The organism is Poriferisphaera corsica (genome assembly GCF_007747445.1).
GTDB classification, from domain to species: Bacteria; Planctomycetota; Phycisphaerae; order Phycisphaerales; family Phycisphaeraceae; genus Poriferisphaera; species Poriferisphaera corsica.
Genome location: NZ_CP036425.1, coordinates 1,268,780 through 1,293,618, shown reverse-complemented (window position 1 = coordinate 1,293,618; position 24,839 = coordinate 1,268,780). Strand labels below are relative to the sequence as shown.

At 49.3% G+C, this 24,839-nt stretch carries 25 protein-coding genes; 1 reads left to right on the top strand and 24 read right to left on the bottom strand.

Going from position 1 to position 24,839, the window contains the following annotated elements; all coding sequences use genetic code 11:
- Position 1: 1 nt before the first annotated feature.
- The 8 genes from KS4_RS05215 to KS4_RS05180 form a co-directional block, all read right to left on the bottom strand.
- Positions 2-2,017, bottom strand: a complete 2,016-nt coding sequence (locus tag KS4_RS05215) for a site-specific DNA-methyltransferase (RefSeq protein WP_145075580.1) — start codon at positions 2,015-2,017, stop codon at positions 2-4.
- Complete coding sequence (locus tag KS4_RS05210; RefSeq protein WP_145075577.1) at positions 2,014-4,914, bottom strand: SNF2-related protein; 2,901 nt, start codon at positions 4,912-4,914, stop codon at positions 2,014-2,016. The genes KS4_RS05215 and KS4_RS05210 overlap by 4 nt, the downstream gene beginning before the upstream one ends.
- Before the next feature lie 127 nt (positions 4,915-5,041).
- A complete protein-coding gene (locus KS4_RS05205) occupies positions 5,042-5,995 on the bottom strand; it encodes an endonuclease NucS domain-containing protein (protein WP_145075574.1) in 954 nt (317 codons plus the stop codon).
- A 181-nt stretch (positions 5,996-6,176) separates the two neighbouring features.
- A complete protein-coding gene (locus KS4_RS05200; RefSeq protein WP_315851390.1) occupies positions 6,177-7,412 on the bottom strand; it encodes a DUF6734 family protein in 1,236 nt (411 codons plus the stop codon).
- Positions 7,397-9,292: a hypothetical protein gene (locus KS4_RS05195; protein ID WP_145075569.1), complete on the bottom strand. Its 1,896-nt coding sequence runs from the start codon at positions 9,290-9,292 to the stop codon at positions 7,397-7,399. Before KS4_RS05195 ends, KS4_RS05200 begins: the two co-directional genes overlap by 16 nt.
- Positions 9,289-10,173: a hypothetical protein gene (locus KS4_RS05190; protein WP_145075566.1), complete on the bottom strand. Its 885-nt coding sequence runs from the start codon at positions 10,171-10,173 to the stop codon at positions 9,289-9,291. The genes KS4_RS05195 and KS4_RS05190 overlap by 4 nt, the downstream gene beginning before the upstream one ends.
- Before the next feature lies 1 nt (position 10,174).
- Positions 10,175-10,963: a hypothetical protein gene (locus tag KS4_RS05185; protein WP_145075563.1), complete on the bottom strand. Its 789-nt coding sequence runs from the start codon at positions 10,961-10,963 to the stop codon at positions 10,175-10,177.
- 7 nt (positions 10,964-10,970) lie between these two features.
- Entirely contained in the window at positions 10,971-12,971 is a 2,001-nt protein-coding gene (locus KS4_RS05180; protein WP_145075560.1) for a phage tail tape measure protein, read from the bottom strand.
- A 56-nt stretch (positions 12,972-13,027) separates the two neighbouring features.
- On the opposite strand from KS4_RS05180, the gene KS4_RS05175 reads away from it, so the two are divergent.
- The gene (locus KS4_RS05175; RefSeq protein ID WP_145075557.1) at positions 13,028-13,666 is read left to right on the top strand and encodes a hypothetical protein; all 639 of its coding nucleotides are present in this window, start codon (positions 13,028-13,030) and stop codon (positions 13,664-13,666) included.
- Positions 13,667-13,751: 85 nt separating this feature from the next.
- On the opposite strand, the gene KS4_RS05170 is transcribed toward KS4_RS05175, so the two are convergent.
- From KS4_RS05170 to KS4_RS05095, 16 genes are all read right to left on the bottom strand, one after another.
- Entirely contained in the window at positions 13,752-13,943 is a 192-nt protein-coding gene (locus KS4_RS05170; protein ID WP_145075554.1) for a hypothetical protein, read from the bottom strand.
- A gap of 13 nt (positions 13,944-13,956) precedes the next feature.
- Positions 13,957-14,316, bottom strand: a complete 360-nt coding sequence (locus tag KS4_RS05165) for a hypothetical protein (protein WP_145075551.1) — start codon at positions 14,314-14,316, stop codon at positions 13,957-13,959.
- A complete protein-coding gene (locus KS4_RS05160; protein WP_145075548.1) occupies positions 14,313-14,720 on the bottom strand; it encodes a hypothetical protein in 408 nt (135 codons plus the stop codon). The genes KS4_RS05165 and KS4_RS05160 overlap by 4 nt, the downstream gene beginning before the upstream one ends.
- A gap of 1 nt (position 14,721) precedes the next feature.
- Positions 14,722-14,964: a hypothetical protein gene (locus tag KS4_RS05155; protein WP_145075545.1), complete on the bottom strand. Its 243-nt coding sequence runs from the start codon at positions 14,962-14,964 to the stop codon at positions 14,722-14,724.
- Between the two features lie 20 nt (positions 14,965-14,984).
- Positions 14,985-15,488, bottom strand: coding sequence for a hypothetical protein (locus KS4_RS05150; RefSeq protein WP_145075542.1), 504 nt, complete (start codon positions 15,486-15,488; stop codon positions 14,985-14,987).
- A 48-nt stretch (positions 15,489-15,536) separates the two neighbouring features.
- Complete coding sequence (locus tag KS4_RS05145) at positions 15,537-15,974, bottom strand: phage tail tube protein (protein ID WP_145075540.1); 438 nt, start codon at positions 15,972-15,974, stop codon at positions 15,537-15,539.
- Positions 15,975-15,988: 14 nt separating this feature from the next.
- Positions 15,989-16,429 (bottom strand): hypothetical protein, encoded by a 441-nt coding sequence (locus KS4_RS05140; protein ID WP_145075537.1) that lies wholly within the window; start codon positions 16,427-16,429, stop codon positions 15,989-15,991.
- A gap of 90 nt (positions 16,430-16,519) precedes the next feature.
- The gene (locus KS4_RS05135; RefSeq protein WP_145075534.1) at positions 16,520-16,918 is read right to left on the bottom strand and encodes a hypothetical protein; all 399 of its coding nucleotides are present in this window, start codon (positions 16,916-16,918) and stop codon (positions 16,520-16,522) included.
- 9 nt (positions 16,919-16,927) lie between these two features.
- Positions 16,928-17,371, bottom strand: a complete 444-nt coding sequence (locus KS4_RS05130; RefSeq protein WP_145075531.1) for a hypothetical protein — start codon at positions 17,369-17,371, stop codon at positions 16,928-16,930.
- A 3-nt stretch (positions 17,372-17,374) separates the two neighbouring features.
- Entirely contained in the window at positions 17,375-17,626 is a 252-nt protein-coding gene (locus tag KS4_RS05125; RefSeq protein ID WP_145075528.1) for a hypothetical protein, read from the bottom strand.
- Positions 17,619-17,999 (bottom strand): hypothetical protein, encoded by a 381-nt coding sequence (locus tag KS4_RS05120; protein ID WP_145075525.1) that lies wholly within the window; start codon positions 17,997-17,999, stop codon positions 17,619-17,621. Before KS4_RS05120 ends, KS4_RS05125 begins: the two co-directional genes overlap by 8 nt.
- Positions 18,000-18,224: 225 nt before the next feature.
- Complete coding sequence (locus KS4_RS05115) at positions 18,225-18,560, bottom strand: DUF2190 family protein (RefSeq protein WP_145075522.1); 336 nt, start codon at positions 18,558-18,560, stop codon at positions 18,225-18,227.
- Positions 18,561-18,617: 57 nt separating this feature from the next.
- Complete coding sequence (locus tag KS4_RS05110; RefSeq protein WP_145075519.1) at positions 18,618-20,558, bottom strand: phage major capsid protein; 1,941 nt, start codon at positions 20,556-20,558, stop codon at positions 18,618-18,620.
- Positions 20,518-22,011, bottom strand: a complete 1,494-nt coding sequence (locus tag KS4_RS05105; RefSeq protein WP_200761596.1) for a phage portal protein — start codon at positions 22,009-22,011, stop codon at positions 20,518-20,520. The genes KS4_RS05110 and KS4_RS05105 overlap by 41 nt, the downstream gene beginning before the upstream one ends.
- The gene (locus KS4_RS05100) at positions 22,011-22,226 is read right to left on the bottom strand and encodes a hypothetical protein (RefSeq protein ID WP_200761595.1); all 216 of its coding nucleotides are present in this window, start codon (positions 22,224-22,226) and stop codon (positions 22,011-22,013) included. Before KS4_RS05100 ends, KS4_RS05105 begins: the two co-directional genes overlap by 1 nt.
- A gap of 297 nt (positions 22,227-22,523) precedes the next feature.
- Positions 22,524-24,797 (bottom strand): terminase gpA endonuclease subunit, encoded by a 2,274-nt coding sequence (locus KS4_RS05095; RefSeq protein WP_200761594.1) that lies wholly within the window; start codon positions 24,795-24,797, stop codon positions 22,524-22,526.
- Positions 24,798-24,839 lie beyond the last annotated feature (42 nt).

The window sequence follows — 24,839 nt, the reverse complement described above, 5'->3', positions numbered from 1 at the left end:
CTTATACCACCTTCAAATTACAAAGGGGTTGGCCGTCGTCATCTTTTCGTTGTTTGTAGAACGTGGCAATGTTGGCTCTGTCAGTGTCGTTTTCAAATGCACCATCCAGCACAACCAATTCGGACGGCGGGATGTCCTGATCCAGCAAAGCTTCCAACGCAGCGGTCGGGATCGACGTCTCCGTGCTGATCACTTTGGTTCGGTCGCCCACGCCGAAGAAGCTCGTGCCTTCGACCTCAAATCGTTCGAGTTGCAAGTCCAAGACTAGACCCATTTTCAGCAGAATTTCCCAGAGAATGTCCGTTTCAGTTCGGCCCGGTACGGTGTGGTCTGCTAACTGCTCCAGCCGCTCCAGCATGTCCGTTTGGCTACTTGTCGGCTCGCTGTTCCAGGGGGTGAAGTTGCTGCTATCGAGTTTGAACACGCGCAACCCGGTATCGATTTTCTCGGCATTGAGTCCTGCTTCTTCTTTAATCTTGCTGCCTGCCCGTTTGAGGCGTTCGCGGGTCAGGTCGAAGATGGTCTCGCAGACTACGCCATCGTCAAGTGTCACCGGCTCATCCAAAGGTTCGGGAAGTTGCACGCAAATATATCGGCGATTGCCGCCATCTTCCGCATTCTGCGCCATCACCGCATGACCTGTCGTGCCAGAGCCTGCGAAGAAATCGAGGACTAAATCTTCTTTTTCAGTAACGTACGCAGTTAGGGTTTTCAGATCCTTGGTTGGTTTCGGATTCTCAAAAACACGCTGGCCGCCAAATAGTTCATTGAACTGATTTGTGGCTGTTTGTGCATAGCTATAGTGAACACTGGCCATGACTTGGTCATGTTTCTCGAAAATATTTGTTCTTACCGAAGGTACTTTTACTTCATCTTCGCCAAATACAATATTACCCTTCTCAACTTCTTCCCAAAAACGCTCCGGAGTCGGATAACGCCACCCGCTTGTAGGAAGTGTGCAAACCTTCTTTGTTACAGGATGCAAAACATCGTATGTAGGGCCACCACCCCCTGGCCAGTTGATATTTCCGTCATCACGGTAAGGGCCTTGCTCGTCAACTTTGCGATACCGTTTCAATGGTTCTCGTGGATCGTCTTCAGGAATATCTTTGTAGTATTTCAGCAAACCATCGCGAATAACGCCCCAGTTATCGCCATGACTACTCCTTAAACTTTCGAATACTTCCTTAAGCTGATCAACACCTTCCTTTTCACCTCGATAGATAATACTTTGTTCCACAAGCACAGACTTGCTCTTTGCGTAGACAAGCATGTATTCATGTCCGACGGAAAAATATTTTGCGTCATTTTTCCGGTTCTTGTCCCAAACAAGTGTTGCCAGACAGTTCTCTGCCCCAAACACCTCATCGCAGAGTAGCCGCAGATTGGCAACCTCATTATCATCAATCGAAATAAGGATCACACCGTCTTCGCGGAGCAGGTTACGAGCAAGCGTGAGGCGCGGGGCCATCATGCTCAGCCAGTTCGCATGCTTCCGGCCACTGGTTTCACTGTTGGTGCTCTGCCAGAACCCGTCTGCATCTTTTTGCTCAGTGCGTTTGAGGTAGGTGTCCAGACCTTCGCCGTAGTTGTCTGGGTAGACAAAATCTTTGCCGGTGTTGTAGGGCGGGTCGATGTAGATCATCTTGACCTTGCCGTGGTAGCTGCGCTGAAGGGTTTTGAGGACTTCGAGGTTGTCGCCTTCAATGAGCAAGTTCTTTGTTGTGTCGAAGTCGACGGATTGATCCGGGCAAGGGCGTAGCGTCGCAGTCGTTGGTACACCCGCAGCGGCGAAGGCTTGTTGTTTGCCCGGCCACGCCAGACCGAAGGCTGGGATGTCATCGCTGGGCTCATAGCTGGCAGGCTTGAGCGATTCGAGCAGTTTGTCTTTGACAAGGTTGCCATCAAGGTCAAAGGCTTCGGGGAGCAAGGCTTTGAGAGCTTGAAGGCGTTGGTCCAGCAGGTCCAAGGATTCGCCATCGAGTTGTTCGAGGGTATTGGATTGGGCTATGGTCATACGATTTTCCACTTCACGGTTAGGACGGTCTGGGGTGTGGCCTTTTGCTGGCTGCTTGTTTTCAGTTTATCAAACATCTCATCGAGCTTGTCATCGAGCTTGTCTTGCAACTGAGCGATCACTTCTTCCTGCTTGCGAATCCGCTTTTCGGTTTGTCTAGCTTGAGTTTGGCTACCCAGTTGCTCGTCGATCGTGTTAGCCGATCGAGCTTGTCGGCGGTACTGGCGTTTTTGGTTACGCAAATCTTCGAGTTTCTGCTTCTCGGGTTCCACCTTGTCTTCAGCCCACTGTTCAAGCTGGTCTTGTAATTGCTGAAGACGTTTTCCAACCCCTTGCGAATGTTTCAGCAAGATACTCTGGCGATGTTGCTCAAGCTCTTGGCACAATCGAGTGTCGGCAGCGTCGCTAAGCGTTTGTGGTCCTTGATCTAAAGCAAAAAGGTCCCAAAGACGCTCAAGGCACTCGACATCCATGCTCTTGAGGTCGTCAGTGATCCCGCTGACCAAGAGGAAGTCTTCATCCGTATCGGTTTGAACTCGAAGACGTTCGACTCGAAGCCAGCCACATTGTCCCTTAAACGGCTCAAGCATGCTAATTTTCTTTGGATGTGAAGAAAGATCAAAATACAGTTCATGCGTTGGCAATTCCTGCATCTTGGCAGTTTCCAAGAGCCACTCTCCTAAGGGACTGGATAGCCGCAATAGATGATGGTCGCCTGTATCGTTCTTGTCCTGCTTGGCAGCAGAAATCAGCCGGTGCTGGCCTGACGGAATCTTCTCATCAGGCGAAGTAAGCAGATCCAGACTAAATCGCTGATGATCGAACTTTGCATTCTCCGCTAGCCCCCACTGAGCAAGCTTCCAGAATTTTTCTTGGATACGGTTAAGCGCCAGCTCGGCATCATGACGCTGAGTTTGGAGGTGTTCATGGACATCGGCATCGAAGTGCTCCATGAGCTGCTGTTTAGCCTTGCCCATCTTGTCTTGGATGACATCTTCCAGTTCACTTTGCAAACGATTGAAGGCCGCTTCGATGGCTTGGGCGTCACGGCAGGTTTTGAGTATATCGAGGATGCGCCGCTCGAAGTCTATGCCATTCTCCAGCGTACCAAGGACGTGATCACTGGCTCCAAACACGCCATCAAAAAGATTGAACTTTTCATCAAGCAGCATATGGACACGCTGGTCGGCGTGATTGTCCTGATTCAGAAAATTTAAAACGACCACGTCGAACTTTTGTCCGTAACGGTGACAGCGGCCGATGCGTTGTTCCACCCGCTGAGGGTTCCAAGGCATGTCATGATTGACAACGAACGAGCAGAATTGAAGATTGACGCCCTCGGCGGCGGCTTCAGTGGCAAGCAAAATTTCGCCTTTTTCACGGAATGCTTCGATCAAGGCACTACGGATATCGACTGCCTTGCTGCCCGTAAAACGGTCGGTGTCTTGGTAACGCTGTTTGAATTGCTCATATGCAGCTTTGGCTTGCGGGTGGTTGTTGCTGCCGTTGAACTGGATGACCTTGCCTGCGTAACCGTTCTTCTCTAGAAATCCAGCGAGGAAGGTTTGGGTTTTACGACTCTCGGTAAAGATAAGGGCTTTACGCTGTGCTCCGAGCTTCGCCAGCTCTGCGAACCCAGTCTTGAGTGCAGCAAGTAGTGCGTTGGATTTACTGTCACATGTAATGCTGTCTGCTTGTGCAATAAGCGATTGAAGGAGTGTAACTTCTTTGGCGAGCAGGCGGCCATCGACGTATTGCGTGTCTTTGTTGGTATCTTCATCCTCATCCCACTCATCAACAAGATCTTCGATATCAAGATCTTCGTCTGCTGCAAGTTCATCCCAGTAATCATCGCCCCCATTTTTCTTCATCCCATCACGTAAATTCTCAAGCCGTTTAAGCATGGTTCGCAATGTGCCTGCCAATGCTTGGGGAGATGAAGCAAGTGCTTTAAAGACGACGATTTCGACCAATTGGCGTTGTTTAACTGGAAAGGCATAGCTTTCGTCTTGCTGCATGAAAGCGAGAACATCAGCGTAAAGGTTTTTCTCTGCTTGGCTTTGTGTAAAGGGATGCGTAATAGCGCGGCGTTTTGTATATCGCACGTATTCACAGTCTTTTCGTAGTGTCCTTTTGCAGAACTGGCTAAGACGATGACGTAGGCCTTCAATGTCCCCGTCCGCCCGGCAGTACCGACTTTGGAAAGCACCTTTGTCGCCAAAGAGGTGCTCGTCAATCATCCAACCGAGGCCATACAACTCCAATAAACTATTTTGCAAGGGTGTTGCAGTGAGGAGTAGCTTTTGACGTAGTTCAAAAGCCCATCGCAACTTCTGCCCTTGCTTGCGACTAGGCTGATAGGCGTTTCGGAGTTTGTGAGCCTCATCAAACACTACCAAATCGAAGGAAGTAGCGCGGAGTTCGTCTTGCATACGCGCGGCAAAACCGTATGAAATTACAATGATTTTCCCACAGTCAAATGGGTTAATATGGCCTTCTCGTTTAAACTGGTTGAAGATCTTGCGATCCATCACAATACTTGGCAGGTTAAATTTGTCGGCAAGCTCGCTTTGCCACTGCTTTCGTATATGTGCGGGAGAAACAATAATCAATCGACGCTTACGTTCTGCCCATTTTTGACAAAGAACTAGTCCGGCCTCAATTGTTTTACCTAACCCAACTTCATCAGCGAGTATTACGCCTTTTTGCAGGGGATTAGATATTGCAAAAAGTGCTGCATCAACTTGATGAGGATTCAAGTCTACCTTGGCATCGAACAAAGTTGCACTCAAACGATCTATTTCGCCAACAGCACCTACTCGCGTTAACTCATGCGCGTAATAACATGCCTGCTGATCTGATATTCTGTCTACTTGTAAAGAAGTTTCTGTTGGCATTAGATTGCCCCGTCATGCAATGTCTAAAAACGATTAAATATCACAATGGTATTTTGCAAAGTGATGTGAAGTGTATTTCTGATTTTTAACATCACATTATTGTGAAGAAATCATAAAATACAATGTACTAAACCTTCGCAATTTGACTTGAACTTGGGTGTCCCTCATAGCTTAGTTGGATATAGAACTTAGCTTTATCTAAATCCTCAAGATTACGTATTGTTAATTCGAAATGACCAGTCCCGTGATGACCTATATTTCTAACATCACGAGTGAAACCTTCTTCAAGTTCAAAATCATCTGGACTTAATGGCAAATACATAAGTATGCTATTATTTTGTGTCATTAATTTGATTGAGGCAAAATTTCTCATTCTTTTAAAAGCAATATAAAGTTTCAAAAATCGCTCTTGTACGCCATCGCCTAAGCTAATCATATAATCTTGGACGGCCTCGTAGAGATTCTTTAACTCCGGAGAAGCTTTTTCTAGATATTCAACTTGAGTGGTGTATTGCACTTTTGCAACTTGAGAACTAGATGTTTCATTAACTTTTGTTCGCGATTCACTCTTGGCAACAACAGCATTGACCAGTTCAAGCATTAAAAGGTCATCATTGGGATAATAAGCATACCGCAAGAGCTCAATATTCTTATTGATTTGCTGAACAGCGTGAACGTCATACCGTGAAAAATCTTCCGCTATACATAGCAACCTGGGGGAAGACCAATCAATCTGATCTGCTGCATCCTGACCAAATTGACGCAACACAAGCATCTCGAACTCAGCTTGATGATCCATAAGCCAATCGAGGTAGAAAAGACCTTGATTAATGACGTTTGCATTGGCATTCCGCTTGTATTCGATAATGACAGGGCAATTGTCTTCATCAAGCCCAAGCGTATCGATACGCCCGGCATGCGTTTTGCCTGTTGAGTATTCAGAAGCAACCAATCTAATTTGAAGCAGAAGTTTGAGATGACGCTCGACAATAACTTGCAGCTGTTTTTCCAGCTTTACAGCTCCGCCTTCAACCTCAATTGCGCTTTCACCATTTATCCGAAACAACTTTACATCACCCATCAGGAAGTCCCATCTAATACTTGAGCATTTTTTATAACAACAGCCTGTCAGAAAGCTAACAGGCTGCAAGCAAAGTCAATTTTACCAGTTATTCTTGCTAATAGATAGGGATTGCACGGTTATGCGTCAAAATACGATGCTCAACAATACGTGATTTAATAAGTACTTATCAGATCAAATATTACCACCACCCAAACGGGCATTCCTCCGCCATATCCCGTGCTTTGAGGTTCAAAACACATCCACAAGTACCCTTCCCTTCTTTCTTCATCGATTCAAGCATAGGCCCGCAGGTATAGAGTTTGCCGTTCTTCCAAACCGCGTGATCGCCGGGGCACTTTTCACAAACAGCTAAACGCTTTGTTACCTGCTCCTTAGACGCTCGATTGATGCCAAGCGATGTCTTGGCCACACTCGCGCCGGCATGGCTGACATGTTTGACTACGTTCGTACTCTTGCGAATCGTAGATGGTTTGCGTGTTGTTTTTGTACCACCACATCCTCTCGTCAAACCAAAACCCTCTTGAATACGATCATATGCATCCGAAGATATCTCTTTCACACGTTTCTCGAGCCGTTGCATGAACTCGTGATCGACTGACTTTTTCTTCGAACCCATCACATGGGTGTAACCTATCACCTTTGCCGCTTCGGATAGTTTGCTCGGATCAACTTCATCAAAGAGCGTGTGAATGTTTGCTCCTCGCTGCCTCGCAACGCAGTACGCCGTTTGCTGCTCGACAACCATGTTCGACCAGCCGATGTTGTTTAACCCTGTTGCGGCCAAGGCCTGCCAGCCTAAGCGATTGGCTTTGTGCTCCACCATCTCCCTCACTTGCTGACAGTACGCTTGAATGGTGCCGAGATCACGGCCCCCAAAGATGCCCATATTGAGGGATTTGTTTTCTTCTGCATATGGTTGCCATGACGGTGGCACTTTCTCTAGCAGATTGCAGAACGTTCGCCTTGGACGGTTATAGATATCCTCAAAGGCAAGGTATTGCGGCGTCGCTTCAAAGCTCTGCGCAATGACAGGTGCATTACGACACCATTCCGGCAGCTGCTTCCAAAGATACACATCCGAATCGATATGCAGGAATGATGATCGCTGCTGAGCGTAAGCCAAGACTTTGCCGTAAGCCCAGAGTGCAGGTGAGACATACTCTGGCAACTCATCCAATGCCAAACTCACTGAGCGGTACGGTAAACCAAGCTGCTCGACTAAAATTTCAGCACCTTTCATATCCGTCACGAGGTCAATGCGGCCTTGGGTCTCATGGGCCTGCCAAGCGGACAGCACCCAGCTATACCAGTAGTGCTTCCAGCTTGGCCAGTCGCCGCTGATACGTTTACGTTTCACGCAAAGCTCAAGCGGCTTACTCCAAAGTGAATGAACAATTCTTAAACCTGATCGCATCCGATACAGTCTCCACTTGTACCGCCATCAGAAGGCGGATCGTCTTCGCAGGGTTTACAGTCTGGGTAATTCTTTTCGATCGTGATAGAGACGGGATTATCGAGTAGACATACGGGTTCTTTGGTGACCGTATAGCACGCATCACTACCTGCAATACGAACCACTTTGCCTTCGTAATAAACAAGGTTGTCGCGTGTGGTGATCTCTGGTTCTTCGCCCGCACAATCACGCAACCTGTAACCAAAGCAGTCACCAGAAAGCAGTGCTATAAGCTGGTTGGTTGCACTCGGCCCGAGTGGCTTAGGACTTGCTTGGCTTCCAACCTCGTAACAGTGGCCATCAGAGGCTAAGAACACCAATCCCCTTAGGTCGCATGGCACCACACCAAATAGCGCGCAGACATGATTCTCTCTCACCCATTTGTCGGTGCCCGAACCGGTTTCACAATCGTTCAGTTCATAGAAGTTTTCTTCAGGCAGCGGCGGCCACCACGGTGGAGTATCATCTTCTTCATCGTCGTCGCCATCGTTATTTGATCCGCCGCGGGTCGTACAGTCGTGGCAGTTTTCATACGTGTTATCAATGCGTGAGATAATCGAACCCACCGGAATATCACGCGGCGTATCCTCCGGATCAACGTAATAACACCCCCCGCCCCCGGAAGATTGATCGCCTGAGTTTCCAGAACGTCTGAAGTAAGTTGGCTCATCCGGCAGGTCTTCTTCAAGCACCCACACATCTTCAGCGAGATCAATGTTTTGCCTGGGACACAAGTGTGCCTTAACGCCCATGTCGCCTTCTTCTGAACGTTCGCCGCAGATGCACGTTGGGCAATCTGGGAATTCATCTTTGGGTACGATCACGCTTGCATCAAATGGGATACGCGATGGCTCTTCTGTTGGATCAAGCGCAAAGCACTGGCTTTTATAGCGGAAGTAGATGACTTCGCTTTTACCTTCCAGTTCATCTGCGCTAACCCAAACCTGCTCTAGTGGCTCTGGTTCACTTGGACATGGCATCGCATGAATACCTTGTTTGCACTGCGAACACTCATCAAACTGTTTATGCGGGTTCAAGATAAATGCGTCAAGTGGTAAGAGTTCAAGCGGGCCTGAACTGCGCAGCTCGTAGCAGTAGTTGGCATAGATAAACCCGAATGTTTGATCATCATCCGGAACCCCCGGCAGATCTTGCTTGCGTACCCAAATCTCCGGGGCTTCCGGGGGTTGGTCAGGGCATAGTTGTGCTTTCTTGCCGTAGGCGCATGCTTCGCAGTCTTCGAACGATCCGCCGGTGTAGACGAACTTAGCATCATCAGGAACCGGATCGATTTCAGGGCCGGTTGGCACCTTGAAACAAAAACCGTAGATGCGCACGTACTGCGTCTGCTCGGGTTTGCTGTCACAGGAGATGTAGAGATCGGGGCCATCCCACAGACCTGCATGAGCCGAGCAGATCTGCAGTTTGATGCCGCAGGTTTCGGGGCTTCCGGGGTCTCCGGGGTCGGGGGGATCGCCGCCACCTCCTCCCCCGCCTGCGCCACCGCCGGGTCCACCACCACCAGCACCGCCGCCTCCACCCGGTCCACCTGGACTTGGCGGCTCATCAACATCATCTTCGCATTCTTGGCAACACTCGTAATACTTGGATGGCTTAACCATATCCGCGCCATGCGGCAGAAAGGTTCGCTTGCCATTGGGATCGATTCGCCAGCAATCGTTATGTTCGTACTGAACACCGCCGTAATTAAAGATGGAGACCTGCTCTGGCAGATCGTCAACGTGAACGAATACGCGTTTATCTGATTGGTTGCCAGAACACTTGGTTGCCTCAATCCAAGCACAACATCCCCCGGAAGCACATGCCCAATACCAACTCACGCGGCACCTCCTTCGCAGCTGCCGCCAGCATTGTTGGGTGCTGCGAAGTGAACTTCCTCGTTGCCTTCACAGTTTAGGATGCGCCATGCGTTTACAATTGCGCCGCTGCCGATGGGTTTAAGCTCAACACCTTCAGGGAAGTGGCCGGTATCATCGCCGCTGCCTTGAATTCCGGTTGCAGCGTTGTTGGCTTCGATCGTGTTGTAAGCCGTGCCCGTCCATCCAAGCGCTTTGTCTTTGTAGCGACCAAGTTTCTCAGGGACTTGCTCGACTGCGTTGTAGTTCCATCTATTAGCGGAGAGCTGTGACGAGCCAGTGATGCGTATCACAAAAACGCTCTTGCCCCCTAAGGAACCAAGCCGAACAACTGCCCAGACCTTAGATGATTCACCTTTAGGTTCTCCACGCCATAGGATTTGAGCAGCACCATCACTAGCCGTAATTAGCATTGTGCCATCACCATCAATAACGTCTGCATACTTAGCGTCTTCATCTTCAACTTCGAGTTTTGCGAGGCAAACGCCGCTGATCTTGGCCCGGCCAATACTTCCGGGGGCTAGCGGTTCAAGCAGGATAACGAACTTGCCTTTGTGATCAGCTTCAACCGGGACAACACAATTCAGTGCGACTTGGCGGGTAAATTCATCTTCATTATCTGCAGGTAAGATCGCAGGGCTATCGGCCCCCATCACCGCAAAACGCGGCATATCTTGATCGCTTGTATTGCGTACAAGGATGCTCGTTTGCTGCGAATTTGATTGGGTTAGTCGTGACTGCTTTTGGCCTGTTTCTTGATGAGCGATAGCTGCATCGACAAACGCGTTGTATGCCTGTGCCGGGATTTGAAGCTGCTCGCCAGTTGAGACTTTACGAAAGCTCATCTTATATCCCTAACCCGCTAAAACTCGCTTCTTCATAAACCTGCTCGACATACGCTGCGACCGGTTGCTTGACGAGTGTGTTGCTTGAGTCATCCACCGCATCGGCATATCGAACCCACAGGTATTCCCAGCCTTTCTTACTGATCCCGCTGATATAGCCAATGGATAAATTGCTACGATTGGGTGATCCGGCAAATCTGAAAGTGATCTCCCAACCATCATCATCACTTCGCTGCGAACCAGAGGCGCCGAGAAACAAACATTCACCTGCATTCAGCCCACGGAAGTTGTTGCTGTTGACTTTGCCGGTTAAATGAAACAGCACGCCTTTGTAGGCATTATCAACTTGACTGCTACTGAAGTGGTGTGTTTCAGAGAAGTGATAAACCGGCACTGTAATATCAACACCTTCGACACGGCCTTCGGTTACACCGATCGCCCCCTTAAAGTCAGGTGCTGTATTACCGGATGAGCCATAGCGATGAACCGTCTGGAGTGACTGAGTGATATGCTGCGAGCCGCCACCTGTATCAAAATTAAAACTGCTCTGCCCTTCATCAAGTGAACTTGACTGCGGCTTGGCATATCGCACAATACCCAGCCAGAGGTTGTCTGTGAGTTCTTCGACCTCGACGTTATTGCGTTTGATACCGTTGTGAAAGGGTGATGCGTGATTACTTAGAGCTTGCCGCACTTCACTATCACTGCTTGATCCGCGCAAAATAAAAGTCAGCTCCGCTGAGCGGTCTGAGAGCGTGCGACCCATTTTTTCTTCGATAGTGATTGGCATCAGTTATCTAACCAAACGTTAGCCCCGGCTGATCACGAACAATATCTAAGAGCTTGCGCGTGTTACGTGCGGTTTCTTCACCGGCTCTGGCTGCCCGATCCGCCGCGTCATTCTCTTGCCCTAACCCTGCAACTTGCAATGCTTGAATTGAACCGCCATTGAATGTGCCGCGTACACCGATGCGCTCGGCTTCACGAGCAACAAGATCGCCAATATCAGGTAATTGTGGTAGCTCTAATTTGTCGCCGTTTTCAAGCTGGACCTGATCACGTTTACGCCTTGCCTCTGCGATCGCGTCTTCCCATGCCTGCTTGGCCTCGATCAGTGATCGCTCAGCTTCCAGTTCTGCTTTGGCTCGTTCTTGCTGTTGGCGGGTTTGCTCATCTTCATAACGCTGGCCAATTACGCCAAGCGTAAGATCATTGAGTTCTGCAGTTTGCTTGCGGCGCGATTGCCTGCGTAGATCGTTACCGATCACTGCCTCACCGGTATCTTGATCAATCTCATCTAAACGTCTTGTTAAAGCTTCATCGATCTGCTTGTTGGCAACGGTTACATCAATTGAATCACTGAAGAAACTCTTGATGTAGTTCCATGTCTTAGCTGCTAAAGCCTTCATCTTTTCCCACGAACGCAGAAAGATATTGACGAACCCGTGCCATGCGGTTGCGAGAAAAGAGGTCGTTTCGATCCACGCGACTTCTAATCCGTGCCAGACGACCTGAAGGGCTGCTAACGCGCCTGTGAATGCACCCACCAGTACATCCGCGATGAAATGCTTTAACCCAAGCCAAATAGATTGGATGGTGTTTACGCCTTTGATCCATTGCACCTTCAGCGAGAGCCAAAGCACTTCTGCGGCCAAGGCAATATCACCAGCTGCGAGTGCGTCTGCGATGCCTTCAAACGCTTTAAATGCAAACGTCTTCAGGTTCATCAGCCGCTCACTTAACCAGTGCACCGCTTTGCCCGCAATGCCAGATGCATACACGAAGTAGGCAGCAAGCGAACCAAGTGCGATAGCTACTAAGCCGATTGGCGTCACAAGAAAACCGATCACGCTTGCGAGAACACCAAACGCAGTTGATATACCTGCGATTACAGATGCAATTGCGCCGAGTGCGATGCCGGTCGCAGTGATCAATCCGCCAAGAGCAATTAGTCCGATGCCGACCGCAGTCACGATCGCGGCGATCTTAAAAGCCTGGACGATCACCATCTTGTTCGTTTTGATCCAATTGCTGACGGTCACGACAATACGGGTGATTGTTTCAGTTAGTTTTTGTAGCAGCGGAGCCAACGCTGCACCAATATGAAAAACGCCCATTCGTAGCGTCTTCCAAAGCTGATCTAAGGCGTCTGTAAAATCTTCAGCAGCTTTGGCATCCTCACTACTCATCGTTAAGCCGAGATCACGTGCCTGCTTCTGCAATCCTTCAATACCTTGGCTGCCAGCAGCGAACATCGGCAGTAAATTCGTACCGGTTCTACCAAAGAGTGTCATGGCAATCGCGGCTTTGCGTGTTGGGTCTTCGATATCTGAGATGTGATCCGCTAAAAGCTTGAACTGATCTTCGGGTGATAGACCCTCGAGGTGACTGAACGCAACACCAAGATCTTTGAGCGCATCAGCCTGCGTCGATAGACCACGACCGGCATCATAAATTGATCTCTGCATCTTGCGGAATGCCATTTCGAGCGATTCAAATTCTGTGCCGGTTTGGGAGGCTACAAAACGCAGTTCCGAAAGGGTTTCGACACTGAGGCCGGTGCGTTTGGCCATCTTGGCGACTTGGTCGCCGTAGGTGCTAAAGAGTTTTGCAGATGCCGCTAGCGGGCCAATGATTGCAGTACCCAGACCTGCAAGCTTGAGGCCGTAGCTGCGTATACCTTGGCCAAACGTTTTGATCTTACGCTCGGCTTTACGCAATCCACGAACGAGTTTGCTGTCATCAGCAAACAATTCGACAAAGGCGCGACCTGCTCGGATAGATTGGGTAGATGGCATTCAATACTCCACAGTTACTCCTTGAAAATAGCTGATAAGAATAGATAATTGAATTTATGTCTTATGAGCCAACTGATAAACAACTTGCATACCTGAAGCGTCTGAAATACCAAGGGCCGAATCCAAAATCTAAAGGAGAGGCCTCTGCTCTCATTGAAGACAGTAAGACCAAAATGGCTAAAGCGAAGGAAGCGGGGAGAGAATTCAAAGGCTTAACAGTTAAGCAGGCTGAAAGAGTAATAAATAAAGTTCATCGCGATTGGTTGAAAGAACGTCGAAAAGAGATTCGCGAACAGATTAAAGATGATCTTGGAGTCCAAAGAGATTTTGAAAAGGATATGCGTAAATGTGGTGGACTTGACCACAAAGATGAATTTGCAGGCTGGATATTAATTATTGGATCTGAATGTAATCATTCCAAGCATCTCAATCGCCTTTTGGTAGCCGTAAACGATGCCAAAACGGATCTTGGTCTATTACCTCCATATGACACATGTCTTGAGGAAACATGCGAGTGCGAGATTGAACCTGTTACCGTAAGAGATGTACCAAAAGGTACTTTCATAGCTGAGCGTGATCTCGAAAACCAGAACCATCATGAGGATAAAAAAAAGAAGAAGAGCAGCACAGGTTGTTTAACCTTTCTAATGCTCGTGTTGGTCATGATTGTTCTATTTCATGCCGCTTTTACTTAATCACTTAATTCAACCATTCCGTTAGCAATCAGCATCTATCTATCCTTAAGCTCTACAGATCAACGTAGCGATAAAACGTCAAAACTCATTTATCTTTCTCTTCGTCATAATTGACCATCTGCTTCTCCGATATAGCCACAACTTCATCTACCTGCCTGTCCGTCAGCTTTGCGGCTTCAAGAATTGCAGTCTTCTGCTGGTCGGATAACGCGCCTTGCTGCATTGCTAGTCGGTACTGCGAAAGGCCAAGATCAAGTAACGAACGCGCAGATTGCACTAACGCTAAAATCTCAACGGGTGTCATGAGTCGCCTCCTTGTTATTTACTGTTTGATCTTGTTCCGACTGCATCGCGATCACTTTGAGCAGAATCTGTTCGATCGTGTTTAATGTTGAATCAAAAGGACCGCCGCCTTCTGGTAACTGTTCTTTTACTTGGTTCAGTGATGCACGGGCAGTCTGCAGCAGCTTGCCGTAGTGCACAACCTGCTGGTCACTCATGTTGGGTACATGCGCGAGATAGATATGGTTAGCGGTTGTTAACGCTTCACGTTGTTGATACCAACGGTCCTCGGGTGTTACTGCACAACCAATTGCAAAACCGATCCACAGTAAAACGATGAGCCTTGGGATTGATCGAGTGGATCTCATGTGTGGCCTCCCTTCATGCCCGCCACATCAACAGGAGTTTTTGACAGTTCACCGCTGCGCTGCAGTTCGCTGTGTTTGATCTGAATGCCTTCTTTAATCTGCTGGGTTGTCTTGGCTGAAGGTGGTTTGCCGCGATTGATGTCACTGTAGGTTTTGAGTACATATCGCAATGCAGTATCGAGTTTGGCTAACCCCCGGTTTGGTGTGTTATCTGGGATTTCCTTCTCGGCCATTTTGATGGCTGTAATGATCGTGCCTTCCCACTGTTTCCATTTCTCCTGAAACGGATTGAACTTGCTGGAAAGCCAGAAAAGCATAATGACTGCACCAAGCCATGTGAGTGTGATGCCGACGCCTGAATCCATTAATTCAGTCAGCATTTCGAAGAATTTGGTTAAATCCATCCTAATCACCTTTCTGTTTACGAGGTTGGTGACTTGAGGTAAGAGCCTCTTTTAAGAACTGTAAATCCTGCTTACTTGCAACCTGCTTAGATTGCCAAGGACGCTGATTGCGTGATGGGCTGTATGGATCAAAATCTGCAGGTTTAAAGGTGCGATGTGTTTTGGGATTGCGATGAGCATTAGCGATTAACGAACAGATCATTGAAGTATGTGACCAGCGTTCTCTGCCTAATCCTTCAGCCATCCATAACAATTGCCGAAGCGTTAACCATCGGAAGTCGGCAAGTCCGAGGCTTCCTGCGATCCTGAAAATGTCTGTCCATCCCCCTCCAATGGACTTGTCGTGATCATATCGATCTTTGCTTCTGCTGCCTGAATGGCTGCGCTGATCATCTCCATCTGTTTGCTCACAGCCTTGGCCCTGTCGTTTCGGCCGCGTGATTGGAAAAAATCAACGAGTTCCTCATAGAATGCTTTCTGCGCTGCAAGTAGCGTCTGTCCATCAAAGCTTGCGCGTACGTCGACTTCAGTCACTTCGTGTTTAGTGAACTGATCCTCAAGCATGCAGCACAAGACCTGTCCGAGCAGCATCTCATCGGTACCCAAGAGCGTTAATACCGGCTGACCTTCTGGATCATCTAAGGTTGGTTCACGTGAAGATTCGGGTTGCAGAAGATCAATGCCGAGCCGATCTTTAACGAGCATGGCTGTGCCAAGATTGAGTGTTAGCATCCAACTGCGACCTGTTGAATCAGTGAAAGTTTTCATGTCCTATCCTTTGGCTATATACGCTCATTATTTACTGACTTCCGGGGGCTAAGCGATCTCCACCCACTCCTCAAACTTCGCAAGTTTCGCCGTAACTGAAACCGTCACACCTTCTTCAAGCGGCTCGTTGCGACTGAAATTGGTGATACTAAAATCACCTCTTGGCCCCTCTGTGCCGGAACCCTCCTTTTCACCTGTTAGAACTGCCAATGCGATGGATGAGGATGTCAGGTATGTGGTTTTGATCGCATCAAAGCCTGCATCGCCTGGCTTCCAGAGCATGCCGAATTCTGCGGTACATTCACGCAAGGTCGGCGCGGTTGCACGCCAACCCTGATTGCCGCGTGTGGTGACATCCGCTTCACCGGCTTCTAAGTTAAGCGTCACATCACGGACGTTACTCATTTCGGATAGCGTAGATAGATCCGATCCCGCAGGGCCTCGATAGATCTTGGCGTTCATGCCGAGTATGAATTCTTGTGGCATCTTTAGCCTCCTTGCTATTTCCGGGGGCGAACACTGTTGCGCCAAAGTGCTGAGAGTTTGGGCTGTTCTTCTTCAAAAGCTGGCCCCATAAATGCTCTCCCCCGGAAGTGTGCGCTGATTACCTTGCCATTGCGTTTAAGCTGGGTTGGGCCGCCGTATTCGAGTAATGAGGGCGCTTCGCCGCGATTGTTTTGCGATAGCTTTGCAGGACCGATGACAACGGATTTGTTTGGTTTGTCATAGCCAAAGAAGATGAATCGTTTGAGTAATCCAGTGTGACTGCTTGGCGGCTTGCCGGGTGGTGCGGGCTTTTTGCGTTTGCGGATACTCTGTTTGGCTGTGCGTCTGACATAAGCACCAAACCGGCTAAACACGCGTCGTGTTGCACGATCCACACCGCGCTTGACTGCGGATGAATCAAAGAACATCTGCTTGATTTCAAAGCCGAACTTCATCAGATGCTGATCATTCAATAAAATGGGGAATAACGAAAAATGAAACCCCAACATGTTGCAACGAAGCTCTCCGCAACAACATCAAATCGCTTATGTGTTATCTTCCAGCGGTCCTTCACTGGTAATGCGGAACACCACACCTTCATTCGCAGCCACTGCCCTCACGAAAATCTTGCTGGCATCATCAATCCGTATCACCACACCACGGTAATTACTGGGTTTGAGTGGCATGTTTTGGTTCAGGCTGTCACCTAAAAATACTGGTTTTGTATTGGTAAAATTGCCTTCACCATCCATCGGTGCCGCAATCCAGACAAAGCGGCATGGTGTTGATTCATTCACCAAAGGTTCTGGGATTGCGGGATCAGCCACAGCTTTCCCACCGCCTGTAAACGTGCTTGGCGCGGTGATATCAACCAGCAATGCGCCATCATCCGGATCAATGGCAAGTGTCGCAGCTTTTAGCCATTTCTTTTCAGGCATTGCCATTTTGACCTCCTACTTCATCGCGCGGTAAGTAACTGTTAAGACGCTGGTAAATACGCGTTTTTCAGCAAGGTGCTCTACCGCATAAACAGGATCATTCGTAGAACTCACCCACGCAGCAAAAGCAGCTGACGTAAGCTTGCGTTGCCTCAAATACTCTGCGATTTCATCGACTAGCATGCCTAGTGATTCAACCTGAGCGTCAACAGTTGATGAGTTTGACAGTTTTCTCTGAATGCCAATATCAACAGTAATGTCATACTGACTGACACTTCTTGTTGAGCCGTTAATCTCAACCGACTTTGGTACAACAGTGACTTTGAGTTCTTTGAGGTCTTCCAGATCAAATAACGGCAATACCGATCTTTGAGCAGTAAATGATTGACTAAATGTACTGGCGTTAGCTGTATTTAGTTCATGAGCAACAGCGTCTGCAATCTCGGTGATCAGACTCATCAGTTAGATCGCTCCTCCTACAGTTAGCCAAATCACGATCACTGACGTGACTGCTGTAACGACTGAGCCGATGATGAGCCAGATCAGTTTGGATTGGCGTATCGCGTCCTGTTCCAAACGGTCAAGCCTGACGAGGATACCCGGTCGGGAGCCGTTGCCGGGCGCACCACGGATTGCTTCATCCAGCCGATCAAGTTTGCTTTGGATTGAGGCCAATTGCTTCTGACAGAGTTCAAATTGATCACAGTCACTCATCAGCTGCTCCAATCTCTTTGGTGTGGATGCGGTAGGTTGTGTGGTATGGATCTGACCATTGCCAGTGCCCACCAAGTCCCTGCCCTGACAGCGTCATCACTTCATAGATGCGATCATCAAAAACTATCGTGTCACCAGCTTTAGGTTCAAAATCTAGATCCTCTGCAAGAATTAGAAAGTCGGTCGCATGCGATTTGATGGTGGTGCCGTAACCATCTGAAACATCAAGTTCGGTATGACCGATGGTGGCCACAATCTGTTTTTCTATGATCTGGCCTTGCTCATTCACTCGCTTGTAAAGAGCAGGACTGGCCATGTGTGTGTGACGTTGTACCTCCAGCCACTTTAAGCCCTCTTGTAAGACATTTTTCATTGATATAGTTTCTAAAAACTGTTACTACTAAATATTGTCGCGACAACTTGATAAGGCTTGACATTCAGCATGCTCTTTAGCGAGAACAGCGGTTTCGGACGTAAAGCTGAGGGACTTATCAAAGCATTAACAAGCATGACCGAGGTGGCATAAAGGCACGGTATTTGAAATACTGAACGTTACGGACGTGCGGCGATGGGTCCCACGGTCATGCTTGTTTTTATCCTACGTCATCCTCACGCGCACAAACAGATCGCTATCAATCGCTGCAGCAATTGCTTTGCCAAGCAGTTTATTGGTGCCGCTGTCGCTATCCTGCGTTGCGATCTGATCGCCTTCATCCCAGTAGATATTGACGCCCATACCGCTGCCGCTTCCGGCACCTGTCGCTTTTGGAAAATCAAAAACGCCGCGAACATGTAGCACGCCAAGCTCACCAGCCTTGATATCCAGCTTGGCAACACCAATCAGATCGCCAACGACGACTACCGTGCCCGCTGGCGTATCAGTTTCAGGCGCGTAATCAATCGCATCACCGTTATGAATAAATCTTGCCATCATGCTTTATTCCCTTGTTTGTTGTTCTGAATGATTTGCTTGCAAGCCGAACACTCTGACTTACGCCTCGCCCTTCATTTTCAATGCACCGCGATAATCTTGCTCACGTACACCGAAGTCGATAAATCCGCGGAACTGAATGCCGAGTGTGTTGAAGTCCGCATCGGTTTTCTCAACCGTAGGCCGGTCGATGCCGTTTAGGAATGCCACTTCAAGTGCGGGTAGCCGATTGGGGTCGGCAAAGAGATACCATGCTTTACTGGATGCACCCGTGAAGCTGTTATTCGAAAGATAAGAACTGCTGATTACATCGAACTTACCAACATGCGGATTGGTCGCAGGCTTCGCTTTGTTAGCGGTTGTGGTTTCATTGAGTTGCAAGCTGTTCATGAGCAACTGCGCCTGCACCTTCAGTGCAATAGGCACGAGCAGGAGTGCCGCTTGAATCCCGAGCGGCCTGCCGTTGGGTTTAATCTGCTGCCCAAAGAGAATCTCAGCAGCGGTAAGGCCATCGACATTCAGAATGCTGTCGTTACCTGTCTTAAGGTTTTTGTGGTCGTTTGAGAAAAATGCATGGCCGTCAGCCTGCGGCGGATTGCGGAGCAGTAAACCCCACACCGCATCGGCAATCGCTTCAGCAGCGCCCATTCCGATCTGCCGCGGGATATCGGTGAACGCGCCCATGTCGTCGTTTATAATCATCTGCCGGGTCAGTGCGAACATGATGCCGTGGGTATCGGCTTTTTGGCCGAACTTTTGTTCATCGAGTTGGCCGTGTTTGAGTTCGCCATCTGCGCCTACCTGCTCAAACTTAAAGCTGCCGGTCATGCGGTAACGGCTGTGCTCTTTAAAATCATTCACGCTGGCGATCTTGCAGATCCGCCGCCAGGTATCTTCGATGTAGTTGTAGCCTTCAAGCAGCATCTTGTTGGCGATATTGCTCAAGATGCCTGGCAAGCTGGTGGTGCTGAACGCTGCCTGCAACCAACCTGATGCATCGCGCCTAAATCGTGGCAGCTGCTGACCACAGGCAAGCTCGCAGAATTCTTGGATGCCGATCCCGCGAAGCTTATCTGCTGCTTCAAGGATTTGCGATGTGTACAAGGATTCGAGACGTGATGCTTGCAATCCCGCATTCATCATGGCAACTGCTTCAAACACGTTCGCATCACGCGGCCGATCCGTCGTTATCATCGCTGGTACCTGCGGCCGACTAGCCCGAAGAACCTGCAGTTCGGTCTTAGTGGTATCCCATCCTTCTTCGATCGCCTTGGCTTCGATATCACGGTGGTCATCGCCGCAGATCTTGCGGATCGCTTCAATGCGCCGCGATTCACCTGCAATCTGCGATCGCATCGCCTGAATCGTTTGATTGGCGTTCACATCATCTGACGCTGTTTCCTCTTCCTCTGTTTCTTCCTGCTCATCCTCTTTCGTTTCAGCCGTTTCATCGTCAGCCTTTTTAGCAGCTACCCTCGCAGAGGTCTTGGTATCAGCGCCGCTATCAACAAAAGAAATTTCACGAAGCGATGCCTCGCGCACGATATAGATGGGTCCATCAAAGCTTTGGCCGTTGACTTCAACCTGATGGCCGTTTGGAATGAACTCGCTGCGAATCACAGACGCACCGATACTGGCCTGCCAAGGAAAACCGTTTGAGCCGCTCTTAGCAACATCTCGCGCCCAAGAAGTATCGCGGCTAATCAGTCCTTCAGCAACAAGCTCGCCATTTTGAATATCAACCGTACTGGTGTGCCCCACACCTTGCCTAGCTTGATGATCTAGCCGGATCGGGATCTGCTGCTGACTGATATCCAGTCCTTCTAGATCGACGACCACTGGAAAATCAAAGCCCTCAACCTGCATTAGCCCGCCGGTGTAAGCCACCATCTCAAAGCGGGGCATGGATTGATCTTCACCACTCGCGGCTTTGATCTGCAATGGGCATAAGAATGCAAGTTCAGTGGCTTGCGTCTTTGTTTTCGCTTGCGCTTGGATCATCGTTTTGCTCCTGCATACTTTCCTTGTGACCTGTCTCCGTAGATCCGTCACTTTCTGTCAGCCCCAGTTCGCGCATCAAGTTCTTTTCCTTGGCTCGCTGGCGTAACTCGATTTCCCAATCTTTACCTTGCCTTGCATACTCAGCAGCAAGTGTCGTGCTGCAGCTCTTAAGCCGGGTTGCCTGCGCGTTCGCTTCCTTGGCTGGATCCACATGCTCCGTTCCGTCGAAGAACCATTGATGCGGCAAATGCTTCAAACGCCGAAGCACATTAAGTTCAGTTGTTAACATGCCTTCGTGTATCCATCCATGCAGAATGGGATCCAAAACGCTGGTGACTAAATCTGCCTGTTCGACTCGAATGGATTTGTAATATGTCTGGTGATCCAAGCGGCCTGATGCGTAGTTGTAGCCACTTGAGTTACAAGCTGCGATGTTGTAAGGCAGGTTCAGGCAACGTGCGATCTCGTTAAGAATCTCTCGCTTAAATTCCGCGTAGGTGGTTGTGGGCTGCTGTGCACTGACTTGTCCAAGCCGCCAACCATCTGGCAATACCGTGGCCATGCGTTTCTCAAGATCAATCACATCCATCGGCTCAAGTGCTTGGGCTTCACCGTTAGCTGGCGCATCGGTGTAAAGCACCGCCGCAAAGTCTGCGGCTGTTTCCGCTGCTGCGATCACCGCGAGTGTGTATCTGCGAAGCTGCGCAAAAAGCGGTAAAGCAGGCGTAATCTCTGGCACACCACGATGCTGATCAGGTCGATCCATTCGAAACCAGTGAATCATTGAATCAGCAGTGATTACATCGAAACCACGACGAATATTAGAACCGAAACTTCCGGGGGCTCCGGGGGCAGAGTGATTTCTTAACACTGTGTATGATTCGGGTATACCGAGTCGGTTCAGCTGAATACCATCAACATCATTGGCATTTATGTTGAACTGATCTTGCGGTGAGGCGACGCGTTCTGTTTCGATGAGCTGAACATCCATCTGCACCGGCGAATCAAGCTTTGGATTGGCGGCTAAAACAGCAAAGACTTCACCATCGGTCGTTTTAGCCATCCGCATGGTGCGGAGTTTTTCAGCAAGATTGACCGATTGACTCCAATCGCTGAACGCGTTTTCGATCTTGCGATTTGTTTGATCATCTTCAGTTAAAACCTGAAGTCTTGGCCCGGTGCCGATGCAGTCGTTGGCAATAGTGAGTACGATCCCCTTAGCGTAGCTGTTGTTAGCTACCTCGTAGCGAGCACGTTCACGGAGTTTACGGCGAACTTCAGGTGATGCCGATTGATCCGCTGAGCAGCTATCCGCCATCACCCAATGGCGCATGTTCTCACGTGTGGTTTGCGCTGCGTCATAACGCGCTTTGATCACAGCCGGTCTTACTTGCTGCGATTGATTGGGCGCATCGTGACGTTTGGATTTAAACCACGCGTGCAAGGGACTCATCATGTTGCTCCGTCAGCTGTGCCGCCAGGGACAATAGAGACCAGCCGAATACCGAGTCCTTTCGATCGGCTGGCCTTCTTAGATTCGAGATATTTATCCGCAGCAATCTGATCTTGCAGGCTATGCTGCTCGACCGATCCCGAATCGCCGCTCGCCTTCCGTGGCCCGGCAGCATTCTCTCTGAGATTGTTGGTTGTGGTATCCTCTGCCATCATAAAAACCCATCCCCCCACACTATCTCCCCTACACCCTCTATATCTGCGTCAAAACGAAATTTGTTGCGCATTTTTTGGTGATTTTGTGAATTTTTTTGTTGGATGTGAAATGCTGTCAACGACTGGCATTAAATGGCAAAACATGGTTTGATGTTTTGATTATCTCAACGCATATTCTTCATAATCTTTGAATGCTACGAAATCTCGATGACAGGAATCTGTCTGGATGTTTCTTAAGCGGAGAATTATCGATAGGATCGTAAAATTATCCAGAGAATTCTACGATGATGTCGAGAATTATCCTCGTTTTTGACGTGCCTTTTTATGTTGTAAACCAGATAACCGCAGACGCTTCGCTGTTTGTTTTACGACGGCATTCGTACCCGGCAATGACGCTCCCATCATGCTCGCGCCGACTGCACACCCAACCAAGCAATCCAGCCAATGATTGTCTGGCCGGGCAGCTTTTAGCTTCCATTCATCAACCACGCGTCCGCGAGCTAAAGTTTTAACGCGGTATTCAGCAGTCATGTGGTCTGCGAGTAACCGGTGCCTCTCTGTATCCCTGCCATACAAACTCAAGCAGCCCGGATCACCCATCGCGACAGATAGTCGCGCATGCACAAACGACTTCCAGTAGTTCGTATCAACAAGCGCATGACGCACCTGTCTTCGCCCGGTGATATTAGGAATCCGCCAGTGGTGTCCAATACGGTCGCCGCGTTTACGTTTGTATTCGCTAAACGGCGTACTTGATGCGCCCACATACTTACCATGGCTTGGCAATAGGATCGTCGCGAATTCACTTTGCCTGCAGAACTGGTAAACCACATCGGTCGACTGCCCCCAGTTCGCATCAATCATACAACGATTAATATGCATCTCTGCGCCATCTTCGCGCCTGTAAATGCGAGACAAAGTTTGCAATGTGAGCTGCTCAAGCCCGTGATAGATCTGTCCTTCAAGCCCCGCGCCCGGCTTGGCTTTAGCGAGCGTATTCTGCAAGTTAGCGAGCGCGAAGTAGTGTCTTCCGGGGTCTGGGGATGGCCATACACCATAATCTAAAACGTAACCGGTAAAATCATCCTCCCATCCGCAGATCATCCAAAACAATACTTTTTGCTGCACATCGATAAACATCGTCAGGTGATTGCAACCAATCGGCACAGCCCCCGGAAGATAACCATTCGTTTTTTTCGCAATCTCCTCCGGAGTTAGCATTTCTTCGCCTTCTGTTTCGACGATCGGTTCGTTCTGATACTCAGCAAAGAACGCTGCGTCATCGCGCAACTTCAAATTCATCGCGTGTTGAATCGCAGACAGTTCACCTTCATAGAACCGCTGCGGCCAAGCAACCACCGCGCCTTCATCCATGGCGACTTGGTTCTCTTGATAGAACTTGGTTGCTTCCGATCCATCGCTATCGTTGCGCAGGCTATCCGCTCTAATTTGCGCATAGGTAGCCCAGAGTTTTTCGTTACTCGGGAACTTGTAAACCATCTTGGTACGCTGCCCTTGCCACTCAGGGTGCTTTTGCCGGTCAAGCATATTGTCCGCCATATCGCCGGGACGAATCACCGTACATGCCATCAGACCTGCGATCTTCTTACTCGGCCCCGCCATACCCAAGACATCACCCGCTAGGATTGCTTCACGTCTTTGCGATTGGCTAGGTGACCAAGCGGACTCTGTTGTTTGCGGGTCGTCGACCATCACAAGTGCAGGTCTGACAACTTGCCCGTCTGGCCTAGCATGGTTCTGCCCGCGGAGATCTGACCCCTTCATTCCTGAGCATGAAATCACAACGCCCGATGCTTTGGAGCCGGGTATCGTGGGGAGCACAATCTTATCTGCCGCCCACTCGATCCGCGTCGGCTCACCCTGAAACTTCTGTCCCTTTTGGCGATTGGTGATGCGCTCCAGCGCCTTAATCGGATAACAAACTTCTGGAAAGTCAGCCGCTAAAAGCGGATTAGTTTCCAGCCACACTTTGATATTTTCAAGCAAGTCCTTCGCTCGATCTGCTGATGCTGCAATCAAACACACAAAAGGTGTCGCCCCAGTTAACGCTGCCCACAAACACGCCATCTGCATCAAAACAGTCTTGCCCGAACCACGCGGCATCGCAACCGCAAACAGGCCGCCACTGGTGACCGCCTTCTCAATCTTACTGATGACCTTCTCATGATCCGCCGACCACGGCAGATAAAACACTTCAGGGAAATAGGTCTCACATAAACCTCTGAACGATTCAGTTGCATTCTTCTTACGTTCTGGATCAGCAACTTCTGGCAACACGCCAATATCTTGCGCCGAGCGTACCATCTCAGCAGCCTGCTCTGCCATGCGTTTCTTGTGCTGCTCGTAGCCGCCACTTTGTTTAATTTCTTGTGAGTACTGCAACGTCAGCCACGCCGCGTAACGCAGCAGATCAATACTACGCACATCGCCAATGGTATAGCCCGCCATGTTGCGATGGCGTCGAAGCTGCGATTCACTCAGCACATTCCCAAAACGTGTCGAATTGATCACACGCAGCAATTCTGCGGGCTTTAATTTTCGTAGGTTCATCACACAGATCCCCATCCCCCCTTACCCCCCCCAATCCCCCCA